This window comes from Rugamonas violacea, assembly GCF_016461825.1.
In the GTDB taxonomy this organism is placed as follows: Bacteria; Pseudomonadota; Gammaproteobacteria; order Burkholderiales; family Burkholderiaceae_D; genus Rugamonas.
The window spans coordinates 42821-54373 of the sequence record NZ_JAEMNU010000153.1; the positions used below are offsets into that span (position 1 = coordinate 42821).

Sequence of the window (11553 nt, forward strand, 5' to 3'; positions counted from 1 at the left end):
GTCCCCCATGCACACCACCCTGATCGACAGCACCACCCTGGCGCAGCACCTGACCGACCCCGACTGGGTCGTGCTCGACTGCCGCCACGACCTGATGAACCTGAGCGCGGGGCGCGACGGCTTCGCCATCGGCCACATCCAGAACGCCCAGTTCGCCGACCTGGAGAGCGACTTGTCCGGCGCCAAGGTGGGCGCCGACGGCAAGTTTCGCGGCCGCCACCCGCTGCCCGACCGCGCCGCGCTGATCGAGACCTTGCGCGCCTGGGGCGTCAACGACAACAGCCAAGTGGTGGCCTACGACGCCCACGGCGGCATGTTCGCCGCCCGCCTCTGGTGGCTGCTGCGCTGGATCGGCCACCCGGCCGTGGCGGTGCTCGACGGCGGCCTGGCCGCCTGGCAGAGCGCCGCCCTGCCGCTGGTGACGCCGTTGGCGGCTCGGCCGCGCGGCAACATCGCCGAAAAGCCGACGCTGGCCAAGACCGTCACGGCGGCCGAGCTGCTCGACAACCTGCACGGCGGCGAGCTGACCGTGATCGACGCCCGCGCGGCGGACCGCTACCGTGGCGAGAACGAGACCATCGACCCGGTGGGCGGCCACATCCCCGGCGCCAAGAACCGCTTCTTCAAGGACAACCTGACAGGCGACGGCCGCTTCAAGACCGAGCGCGAGCTGCGCCACGACTTCGCCGCCCTGCTCGACTCGGCGCCCGACGCGGTGATGCAGTGCGGCTCCGGCGTGACCGCCTGCCACAATCTGCTGGCCCTGGAAGTGGCCAAGCTGCCCGGCGCGGCGCTGTATCCCGGCTCGTGGAGCGAATGGTGCGCCGACCCGGCGCGGCCGGTGGCGACCGGCGCCTGAGCTAAGCCGCCCCCCCGGCGGCGCTGGCGTGACCAGCGGATGACCCTGAGTTCGCCATCTGCGACTTGGTACGCAATGACATGACCGGTGCGGGGAACTGGAAAGCGCCAGGTTCCCGCCCTGATAGTGGGCGTGCCGATACCCGGCTGCCGGGCCAGGATAGCCAGCGTTTTCCGCACGCGCTCAACGATCAGCGCGGCACTCCGCGCGTCTTGCCGGGCAATATGGTCTATGGTTTGGATGAACGATTCTTGCGCTCGGGGCAACCAGCGCACGACCAGCTTAGCCGGTTCGCCGTTGCCGTTTGGCATGGGTATCGATAAGACATTCAGCGGACGCCATCACTTCCGCATCATCCACACCGCGATGGGTTTTGAAATAAACTTCCGCCTCCAAGCTGACCAGCAGGCTTTCTTCACATTCGGCAAAACCGTCGCGCAAGACGAGCGGCAACAACTCGTCCAGCGGCGTTCCCGCCAGCGCGGCAAGCGTCAACAGACGCGCCCTATCCTCTGCGGACAGGTTCGCCAATCCATCTTGCAATTCTTTTTGTTTGGTAGACATGGGCCGTCGCTCCAACATGGGCTGCGAACTGAAATCATACTCCCGGCGGCGGGCCGGTCAAGTCACTCTGCGGCGCCCGGCTTGAGCGGCCACAAGCTTCGACCGTCTCAATGCCCGTGCGTGAGGAACAGCACGATGACCACGCCGAGGGCGATCAGCAGCACCTGCGGGATGGTCTCGCGCAGCGTGGCGCGGCGCTGCATCTGCGGCATCAGGTCGCTGACGGCGATGTAGATGAAGCCCGACGAGGCGAACACCAGCACGTAGGGGATCAGGTTGCTGGCGCGGTCCAGGGTGAAATAGCCGAGCACGCCGCCGGCCACCGCCATCAGGCTGCACAACAGGTTGAACACATAGGCGCGCGTGCGCGAGAAACCGGCGTTGAGCAGCACGATGAAGTCGCCGATCTCCTGCGGGATCTCGTGGGCGATGATGGCCAGGCCGGTCACCAGGCCCAGCTCAGGATTGGCCAGGAAGGCGGCGGCGATCAGAATGCCGTCGGTGAAGTTGTGCATGCCGTCGCCGACCAGGATCATCCAGCCGGCCTTGCCGGCCTCGCGCTTGTCGTGGCCGTGGTGGTGGTGGTGGCCGTCGCCCTCGTGATGGTGCGAGTGGCGCAGGATGGCCAGCTTTTCCAGCATGAAGAAGGCCAGCAGGCCGGCCAGCAGGGTGGCGAACAGGCTGCGCGGGTCGGCCTGCGACTCGAAGGCCTCGGGCAGCGCGTGCAACAGCGAGGTCGACAACATGATGCCGACCGACAGGCTGACCATGCGCTCGACCATCTTCGACAGCAGGGCGAACGAAAATACCGCAGCGGCCGAAATGCTGACGACGCCGGCGACGGTGGTCGCCAGCAGAATGGAAATGAGTACGGGATCGATTTTGCTTACCTCTTGTTATGCCTGCCTGGAACGGGTCCGGGGCGACATTTTACCGCCCGGAACGGATTCTTGCCGAATTTAGCGCGAAATTGAGCGGAATTGGGCCGGAAACGCCGGCCAACCCCGGCGGCGAAGAGCCGGTGGCGCCGGCCAACCCCAGCGGCAACGAGTCGGTGACGCCGGCCAACCCCAGCGGCAAAGAGCCGGGGTCAGACCCCGAGGGGTCTGACCCCAGGGTTGCGCCGTTGGGTTGCGCCGTTGGCTTGCGCCGCCGGCTTGCGCCGTTGGCTTGCCTTAGTGCGCCTCGTCCCAGTTCTTGCCGACGCCCACCTCGGCCGTCAGCGGCACCTTCAGCGCGGCGACGCCGGCCATCAGCTCCGGCAGCTTTTCGCGCACCAGCGCCAGCTCGGCGTCCGGCACCTCCAGCACCAGTTCATCGTGCACCTGCATGATCATGCGGGTTTGCAGGCCGTCGCGTTCCAGCCAGCCCTGCACGGCGATCATCGCCAGCTTGATCAGGTCGGCCGCCGTGCCCTGCATCGGCGCGTTGATCGCGGCCCGTTCGGCGCCCTGGCGGCGCGGGCCGTTGGGCGAGTTGATCTCGGGCAGCCACAGACGGCGGCCGAACACCGTCTCGACATAGCCGCGCGCCTTGGCCTGCTGGCGCGTGTCCTCCATGTACATGCGCACGCCGGCGAAGCGGGCGAAGTAGCGGTCGATATAGCTTTGCGCGGCGGCCCGTTCGATCCCCAAATTGCCGGCCAGGCCGAAGGCGCTCATGCCGTAGATCAGGCCGAAGTTGATGACCTTGGCGTAGCGGCGCTGCTCGCTGTCGACCTCCGCCGCCGGCACGCCGAAGATCTCGGCGGCGGTGGCGCGGTGGATGTCGATGCCCTCGGCGAAGGCGCGCAGCATGTTCTCGTCGCCGGAGATGTGCGCCATGATGCGCAGCTCGATCTGCGAATAGTCGGCCGAGACGATGTGGCTGCCCGGCGCGGCGATGAAGGCTTCGCGGATGCGGCGGCCTTCCTTGGTGCGGATCGGGATGTTCTGCAGGTTCGGATCGTTCGAGGCCAGCCGGCCCGTCACCGCCACCGCCTGCGCGTAGTTGGTGTGGACCCGGCCGGTAGTCGCGTTGATCATCTTCGGCAGCTTGTCGGTGTAGGTCGACTTCAGCTTGGCCAGGCCGCGATACTCCAGCAGCACCTTCGGCAGCGGGAAGTCCTCAGCCAGCTTTTGCAGCACCTCCTCGTCGGTCGACGGCGCGCCGCTCGGCGTCTTCTTCACCACCGGCAGCTTGAGCTTCTCGAAGAAGATCTCGCCGATCTGCTTGGGCGAGCCGAGGTTGAACGGCTGCTCGGCCAGCTCGTGGGCCTTCAACTCCAGTTCCTTGATGCGCGCGGCCAGCTCGTTCGACTGGATGTCGAGCAGGCCGGCGTCGATCATCACGCCGTTGCGCTCGATCTTCTGCAGCACCACGGCGGTCGGCAGTTCGATCTCGCGGTAGATGAAGTTCAGTTTGTCGTCGCGCTCGACCTCCTCGATCATCGTCCGGTGCAGGCGCAGCGTGATGTCGGCGTCCTCCGCCGCGTACTCGGTGGCGCGGGCGATTTCCACTTGGTCGAAGGTGATCTGGTTGACACCCTTGCCGCACACGTCGACGAAGGGGATGGTGGTCACGTTCAGGTGGCGCAGCGCCAGGCTGTCCATGTCGTGGCTGCGGTGCGATTCGAACACGTAGGACTGCAGCAGCGTGTCGTGGACGATGCCGCGCAAGCTCACGCCGTGGTTGGCGAAGATGTGGCTGTCGTACTTCAGGTTCTGGCCGACCTTCGGCTTGTTGGCGTCCTCCAGCCAGGGCTTCAGGCGCGCCAGCACATGCTCGCGGCTGAGCTGCTCGGGGGCGCCGGCGTAGGCGTGGGCCAGCGGGATGTAGGCGGCCACGCCCGGCTCGACCGACAGCGAAATGCCGACCAGCTGCGCCGTCATCGGCTCCAGCGAGGTGGTTTCGGTGTCGACGGCGGTTAGCGCGGCGCTGTCGATCAGGGCGATCCAGGCGTCGAGCTGGGCGTCGCTGAACACGGTCTCGTATTTCAGCTCGGCCGGCGGGGCGGCGAACAGGTCGCCGTTGAGCGAGGCGGCGGCGGCGATCGGGCCGCCATTGGCGGCCGCTGCGGCCGGCGCGGCCGAAGCTTTGCCGGCGGCCGGCGCGGCGCCGGCCACGCCGCCCAATTCACGCAGCAGCGTCTTGAAGCCGTACTTGGCGAAGAACTCCACCAGCGTCGGGCCGTCCTCGCCACGCGCCTGCAGCGACTCGGTGATCGTCGCCATGTGCGCCGACAGGTCGCAGTCGGTCTTGACGGTGATCAGGGCGCGGCCCTGCGGCAGCCAGTCCAGCGCCTTGCGCAGGTTCTCGCCGACCGCGCCGCCGACGCTGGCGGCGTTGGCGATCACGCCTTCCAGGCTGTCGTACAGGCCGAGCCACTTGAGCGCCGTCTTCGGGCCGCACTTGGAGACGCCGGGCACGTTGTCGACGGTGTCGCCGATCAGGGTCAGGTAGTCGATGATGCGGTTCGGCGGCACGCCGAACTTGGCCAGCACGCCGGCCTCGTCGAGCTTCTCGTTGCTCATCGTGTTGATCAGCGTGACGCGGCCGTTGACCAGCTGGGCCAGGTCCTTGTCGCCGGTCGAGACGACGACGTCCATGTCGGCCAGCGCCGCCTGCACGGCCAAGGTGCCGATGACGTCGTCCGCCTCGACGCCCTCGACCATCAGGATGGGCCAGCCCATCGCCTTGACGGCCAGGTGGATCGGTTCGATCTGCAGGCGCAGGTCGTCCGGCATCGAGGCGCGCGTGGCCTTGTATTCCGGGTACATGTCGTCGCGGAAGGTCTTGCCCTTGGCGTCGAACACGCAGGCGATGAAGGCGGCCGGATAGTCGGCGCGCAGGCGGCGCAGCATGTTGACCATGCCGTGCATGGCGCCGGTCGGATGGCCGTCCGGGCTGCGCAGGTCGGGCAGCGCGTGGAAGGCGCGATAGAGGTAACTGGAACCGTCAACTAACAGCAGGGTCTTATGCATAATGCCAATGGAGTGTGGCCGGCCGCGCACAGGGGCGGCTGGCGGTGGGGAATCGGGTGTGTCGTGCAATATAGCGTGTCTGCCATTATCGCAGAGTTTGGGACGGCGCTGCCGGCGGGTGGCTGGCCTTGTCAAAACACCGCGTCAAGACGGGGCGTCAAGACGGGGCGTCAAGACGGGGCGTCAAGACGGGGCGTCAAACACATCGGGCATCGTAAGCCCAGCGCCGGACGGTCGTCGCCACAATCGCGACGGCATCGGCATGGCCTGGATTCAACAACACATTGAATTCCTCCGGCACGATGACCGACGGCACTAATAACAGCGCGGAGCGTCGACTCGATGCCCAGGCATCCCCAGCCGCCATGCTGGCACGGCCCGCCGGCACGGCATCCCAGCCGCCCGGCGGCGGGGCAAGGACTTCGCGCCGGCTCCAAACCAGGTCGGGGATGTCGATTCTCACGAGAAAGCGATTAAGCGGCAGGGCTGCTGTGCGCGCAAAGCCCAGGGTTTCCAGCATTGCCAACGCGATACTGGAAGAGCAATAGACCATCGCCGTGCGGCGGCTATTCCACCTGCCGCCGGAGCGCGCCGCGCCGGCGCCACTCACGTCGTTGGCCGAATAGGCCGGCGCCTCGACCGCGATGCGCCATACGCTGGCCGTCATGCGTAGGCGCCGCTTTGTGCCATAGCCAACAAATTGGAGAGCAGTTTCTGCCCTTCGACGGTGTCCAAAAAGCTGGCCGGCGTGCGGCCGTTGAGCGCGGGCACGGGTTCGGCTAGCCAGTTGGCAACCCATGTTGCCGGATTAAAACCCACCGGCTCGCCCGATTCATGCACCATGGCATCGACCTGGCCGATCAGCGCTTCGACGCCCAGCACGCGCTCGGAGTCCTCCGGCGGCAGCGGCTGCTTCGCCCTTGCCTTGCGGCTGACCGTGGCGCGCGACATGCCCAGCAGCGCCAGCAAGCGTCCCTCGGGTATGCCCATTTGGACGGACAGCACGGCCAGGCGCGCCGCCGGCACGCCGCGCCGTATCAATTCGATGCGGTCCACCGCATTCATCAGGTAGACATTTTCGTCGGCCAATTTCATCGCGCCCGCCCCTCGGCTGTCCCATCAAGCTATCAGCCTAGCTCAATCGAGACAAATGGCAAGCAAACGGCCGCCGGCTTTGCGCGTCGACAAAGGTCGGACCGGCCATGCCATGCCAACACGAAAAATTAACACTATGACAAACATGTGCCGCAGCCGGCCCCATGCGCCGGCCAAAATCGCGCATTAAAAACAGCGCGGCGTGTCAGTTTGTTACAATGGTCCATACCAAGATATCCGCAGTGCTCTTACTTAGGCGATTCCTCACCATGATGCGCAACTCCAAACTCTGGCAAGTCCTCCTTCTGTCCCTGAGCGCGCTGGCCGCGACGGCCCACGCCCAGTCGCCGAGCGACGCGCCGCCTAAGTTGGAGAAGATCGAAGAAGTCGCCGACGACCCGATCACGGTCAACGCCAAACCGGCGGCGGAGAAGCAAATCACCGAAAAACGCGAAGGCGGCCGGGTGACCGAAGTCAAGGTCAAAAGCGGCAAAAGCAGCTACACGCTGAAGCCCAACAATCCCATCGGCACCGCCTTGCCCGGCGATGCCACCGGCAGCGCCAATCGCGGCCCGATGTGGACCGTGAAAGAGTTTGACCTCGGCAAGAAAAAACAAAAGTCCAAGGATGAGGACGGCGCGGCCGACGAGTCGGCACCGCCGGCGGCCAAGTAAGCCCCCCTCGCCCTGCCCTCCCGCGCCGCAACTTGCGGCGCGCCCTTTTACCGAACCTATAAAATCGCTTCCCCATGGCAGTTTTTACACCGGTCACCCTGGATGACGTCAGCCAGTGGATCAAGCAATTCCCCCTCGGCAAGGCGCTGGCCCTCAAAGGCATCGCCTCCGGCATTGAAAACAGCAACTTCTTCCTGAGCACCGAGCGCGGCGAGTACGTGCTGACGATCTTCGAGAACCTGTCCTTCGAGCAACTACCCTTCTACCTGAAGCTGATGCACCACCTGGCCGAGCGCGGCGTGCTGGTGCCGGCGCCGGTGGCCAACCAGCAAGGCGAACTGATCGCAGCCCTGCACGGCAAGCCGGCGGCCATCGTCAGCAAGCTGGCCGGTAGCTCGCAGATGGCGCCGCAGCCGGTCCATTGCGCCGCCGTCGGCGCCATGCTGGCCAAGATGCACCTGGCCGCCAGCGACTTCCCGTTGCAGCAGGCCAATCTGCGCGGCCTGGACTGGTGGAACGAGACGACGCCGCAGGTGCTGCCCTTCCTGTCGGAGAGCAACGCCCACCTGCTGTGCGCCGAGATGCACTTCCAGGACGCCTTCGCCGGCTGCGACACCTACCGCGCGCTGCAACGCGGCCCGGTGCACGCCGACCTGTTCCGCAACAACGTGATGTTCGACGGCGCGCGCCTGACCGGCTTCTTCGACTTCTACTTCGCCGGCTGCGACACCTGGCTGTTCGACGTCGCCGTCACCGTCAACGACTGGTGCGTCGACCTGGACAGCGGCGTGCTCGACACCGCGCGCGTGCGCGCCCTGCTCGACGCCTACCACGCCGTGCGGCCGTTCACCGCCGCCGAGCAGACCGCCTGGCAGCCGATGCTGCGCGCCGCCGCGCTGCGTTTCTGGCTGTCGCGCTTGTACGACCTGCACCTGCCGCGCGAGGCCGAAATGCTGACGCCGCACGATCCGGCGCACTTCGAGCGCATCCTGCGCGAACGCATCGCCACTCCCGCGCCGGAGCTGTTCTGATGGAAAAGCTCCCCGCAAACACCGGCTGGCATTGGGTCAAACAGGGTTTCGCCCTGTTCCGCCAACAACCCGGCGGCCTGTCGACGCTGTTCCTCGGCTATATGCTGATCATGCTGCTGATCGGCAGCGTGCCACTGCTGGGCCAGTTGCTGCCGGTGATCCTGGTGCCGGTGTTCTCGATCGCCTTCATGCAGGCCTGCAACGACATCGAGCAGGGCAAACGCATCTCGCCGAAGCGTCTGCTGATCGGCTTCCGCAAGCCGGTCTTCGCCGTCCTGTTCACGCTGGGCCTGTTGTACCTGGCCATGGCCGCGCTGGCGCTGGGCGTCTCCGCGCTGGCCGACGACGGCGTGTTCTTCAAGCTGCTCACCGGCCAGATCGAACCGGCCGCCGCCAAGAACGCCAACCTGGGCGGCGCGATGCTGCTCGCGCTGCTGATCTACATCCCCGGCGCGATGGCCTTCTGCTTCGCCGCGCCGCTGATCTACTGGCAAAACATGAGCCTGGGCAAGGCGATTTTCTTCAGCTTCTTCGCCGTGCTGCGCGCGCTGAAAGCCTTCGTCGTCTTCATCCTGGGTTGGTTCGGCATCAGCGTGGTGCTGAGCCAGGTCGTCATCCTCGTGTTCGGCGCGCGTGAATCGGCGATGATGGTGATGCTGCCGATCTCGGTGATCCTGACGGTGATGCTGCATTGCTCCTTCTACGCCAGTTACCGGCAGATCTTCGGCGCACCGCAGCCGGAGGCGGCGCCGGCGCCGCTGCCGATCGACGAGGAATAGGCCCGCGACAGGCTCGCGCCCGCAGCCGGCAAGGAAACCCAGGCGTCAGTCTGCAACCCCAGGTGTAAAACTGAAACCCCAAACGTAAATCTGGGGTCGGACCCCGAGGGGTCCGACCCCGGCTTTGCCGTGGGGGTACGCATAGCGCCACCGGCGCCTTAGCCCCTCCCCACCACCATCAGCGTCCCAAGCGGTCCAGCTTGGCGATGCTCAAGTCGAGCACCTTCATGCCATGGCTGCCGAAGTTGATCTGCGCGCGGGCGTTGCTGCCGCTGCCCTCCAGGTTGACGATCACCCCCTCGCCGAACTTGCCGTGCGCCACAGACTCGCCGATGCGCCAGCCGGCGCCCGTGCTGACCGACTTCTGCACCAGCTTCTGGGCGATGGCGTTGTCCGAGCCGACCAGCGGCGTCTCGTCCCAGGCCGACTTGCGGCTGTTGGCCGACCAGTGCGACTGCACCTTGGGCGACAACCACTTCAGCGACTCCTCCGGCAACTCGTCGAAGAAGCGCGACTTCAGGTTGTAGCGGGTCTGGCCGTGCAACATGCGGGTCTGGGCGAAGCACATGTACAGGCGCTGGCGCGCCCGCGTGATGGCCACGTACATCAAACGCCGCTCCTCCTCCACGCCGCCCTCCTCGCGCGAGCTGCTCTCGTGCGGGAACAGGCCCTCTTCCAGGCCGGTGATGAAGACATTGTTGAACTCCAAGCCCTTGGCCGAGTGCACCGTCATCATCTGCACGGCTTCCTGGCCGACGGTGGCCTGGTTGTCGCCGGCCTCCAGCGAGGCGTGCGACAGGAAGGCCGACAACGGCGACATCACGGTCGGCAGCGCGGCGTCGGCGTCGATGATCTCGATGCCGTCCTCGTTGACGATGGCATCGCCGGCCTGGGCCAGCGACTTCGGCCCCAAGTGGGCCGGCGCGCCTTGGCCGAAGCCTTCCTCGGAGACGAACTGGGTGGCCGCGCTGACCATCTGCTCCAAATTCTCGATGCGGTCGGCGCCCTCTTTTTCCGTCTGGTAGTGGGTCAGCAGGCCGCTGGCCTCCAACACCACGCGCACCAGTTCCGGCAGCGGCATCTGCTGGGTCTCGAAGCGGGCGCCCTCGACCAGCTTGACAAAGTTGCCCAGCGACGAGCCGGCCTTGCCGGCCACATACGGCACCGCCGCGTACAGCGAAATGCCGTACTGGTCGGCCGCCGCCTGCAGCGCCTCGACCGAGCGCAGGCCGATGCCGCGCGTGGGGAAGTTGACCACGCGCAGGAAGGCCGAATCGTTGTGCGGGTTGTCCATCAATTGCAAATAGGCAATGGCGTGCTTGACCTCGGCGCGCTGGAAGTAGCGCTGGCCGCCGTAGACGTGATACGGGATGCCGGCCGAGAACAGCGCGTGCTCGATCACGCGCGACTGCGCGTTGGAACGGTACAGCACGGCGATCTCGCTGCGCGAGGCCCCCTCGGCGATCAGGCTCTTCGATTCCTCGATGATCCACTGCGCCTCGGCCAAGTCGGAGCTGGCCTCGTAGATGCGGACCGGCTCGCCGTGGCCGGCGTCGGTGCGCAAGTTCTTGCCCAGACGCTTGCTGTTGTTGGCGATCAGCATGTTGGCGCTGTCCAGGATGTGACCGTGCGAGCGGTAGTTCTGCTCCAGCTTGATCAGGTTCTGCACCTTGAACTCGCGCTCGAAGGCGCTCATATTGCCGACGTTGGCGCCACGGAAGGCGTAGATGCTCTGGTCGTCGTCGCCGACGGCGAACAGGGCGCCACCACCGTTGCTCTGGCCATGGCCGGCCATCAGCTTGAGCCAGTTGTATTGCAGATCGTTGGTGTCCTGGAACTCGTCGACCAGGATGTGCTTGAAGCGCTGCTGGTAATGCTCGCGCAGCGGCTGGTTGCGGCTGAGCAGCTCGAAGGTGCGCAGCAGCAGCTCGGCGAAGTCGACCACGCCCTCGCGCTGGCACTGGTCGTCGTACATCTGGTACAGCTCGACCATCTTGCGTTCGATCGGATCGTAGGCCTCGACCTTGTCGGCGCGCAGGCCCTGGTCCTTGGCGTTGTTGATGAAGTACATCACCGTCTTCGGCGGATACTTCTCGTCGTCGATGTTGTTGGCCTTGAGCAGGCGCTTGATGACCGACAACTGGTCCTGCGAATCGAGGATCTGGAAGGTTTGCGGCAGCGCCGCGTCGCGGTAGTGGGTGCGCAGCAGGCGGTTGCACAGGCCGTGGAAGGTGCCGATCCACATGCCGCGCGTATTGATCGGCAACATCGCCGACAAGCGCGTCATCATCTCCTTGGCGGCCTTGTTGGTGAAAGTCACCGCTAGGATGCCGGCCGGCGACACCTGCCCGGTCTGGATCAGCCAGGCGATGCGGGTGGTCAACACGCGGGTCTTGCCGGAGCCGGCGCCGGCCAGGATCAGGGCGCTCTGGGCCGGCAGGGTGACGGCGGCGAGTTGTTCGGGATTCAGGTTGTGAAGGAGATTGTGCATGCCGTGATTATACCGGGCCGGCGCGCGACCGCTGTGGTTTTGTACAGTCCACAAACCCGGCGGGGGGGGGGGGGGGGGGGGGGGGGGGGGGGGTGGGG

The 11553-nt window shown here is 66.1% G+C and carries 10 protein-coding genes and 1 pseudogene; 4 read left to right on the forward strand and 7 right to left on the reverse strand.

Going from position 1 to position 11553, the window contains the following annotated elements; all coding sequences use genetic code 11:
- The first annotated feature begins 7 nt into the window (after positions 1–7).
- Positions 8–859: a sulfurtransferase gene (locus H7U20_RS28655; protein ID WP_199762544.1), complete on the forward strand. Its 852-nt coding sequence runs from the start codon at positions 8–10 to the stop codon at positions 857–859.
- Between the two features lie 47 nt (positions 860–906).
- Here H7U20_RS28655 and H7U20_RS31050 read toward each other — a convergent pair.
- The 6 genes and pseudogenes from H7U20_RS31050 to H7U20_RS28685 form a co-directional block, all read right to left on the reverse strand.
- Positions 907–1170, reverse strand: a pseudogene (locus H7U20_RS31050) (type II toxin-antitoxin system RelE/ParE family toxin); the annotation flags it as partial.
- Complete coding sequence (locus H7U20_RS28665) at positions 1142–1423, reverse strand: hypothetical protein (RefSeq protein WP_199762545.1); 282 nt, start codon at positions 1421–1423, stop codon at positions 1142–1144. The pseudogene H7U20_RS31050 and the gene H7U20_RS28665, both read right to left, overlap by 29 nt.
- A 107-nt stretch (positions 1424–1530) precedes the next feature.
- Positions 1531–2205 carry a ZIP family metal transporter gene (locus H7U20_RS28670; RefSeq protein WP_233411162.1) on the reverse strand — a complete coding sequence of 225 codons (675 nt, stop codon included), beginning with the start codon at positions 2203–2205 and terminating at the stop codon, positions 1531–1533.
- Positions 2206–2598: 393 nt separating this feature from the next.
- Positions 2599–5385 carry a DNA polymerase I gene (gene polA, locus H7U20_RS28675; RefSeq protein ID WP_199762546.1) on the reverse strand — a complete coding sequence of 929 codons (2787 nt, stop codon included), beginning with the start codon at positions 5383–5385 and terminating at the stop codon, positions 2599–2601.
- 196 nt (positions 5386–5581) lie between these two features.
- Positions 5582–6052 (reverse strand): RES family NAD+ phosphorylase, encoded by a 471-nt coding sequence (locus H7U20_RS28680; protein WP_199762547.1) that lies wholly within the window; start codon positions 6050–6052, stop codon positions 5582–5584.
- Positions 6049–6480 carry an antitoxin Xre-like helix-turn-helix domain-containing protein gene (locus tag H7U20_RS28685; protein ID WP_233411163.1) on the reverse strand — a complete coding sequence of 144 codons (432 nt, stop codon included), beginning with the start codon at positions 6478–6480 and terminating at the stop codon, positions 6049–6051. Before H7U20_RS28685 ends, H7U20_RS28680 begins: the two co-directional genes overlap by 4 nt.
- Before the next feature lie 164 nt (positions 6481–6644).
- Between H7U20_RS28685 and H7U20_RS28690 the strand changes: the two genes are divergently transcribed.
- The 3 genes from H7U20_RS28690 (at position 6645) to H7U20_RS28700 (ending at position 8964) form a co-directional block, all read left to right on the forward strand.
- Positions 6645–7154: a hypothetical protein gene (locus H7U20_RS28690; protein ID WP_233411164.1), complete on the forward strand. Its 510-nt coding sequence runs from the start codon at positions 6645–6647 to the stop codon at positions 7152–7154.
- A gap of 74 nt (positions 7155–7228) precedes the next feature.
- Positions 7229–8185, forward strand: a complete 957-nt coding sequence (locus tag H7U20_RS28695; protein WP_199762548.1) for a homoserine kinase — start codon at positions 7229–7231, stop codon at positions 8183–8185.
- Positions 8185–8964, forward strand: a complete 780-nt coding sequence (locus tag H7U20_RS28700; protein ID WP_199762549.1) for a BPSS1780 family membrane protein — start codon at positions 8185–8187, stop codon at positions 8962–8964. Before H7U20_RS28695 ends, H7U20_RS28700 begins: the two co-directional genes overlap by 1 nt.
- 178 nt (positions 8965–9142) lie before the next feature.
- On the opposite strand, the gene H7U20_RS28705 is transcribed toward H7U20_RS28700, so the two are convergent.
- Positions 9143–11455, reverse strand: coding sequence for a UvrD-helicase domain-containing protein (locus H7U20_RS28705; RefSeq protein WP_199762550.1), 2313 nt, complete (start codon positions 11453–11455; stop codon positions 9143–9145).
- Between the last annotated feature and the right edge of the window lie 98 nt (positions 11456–11553).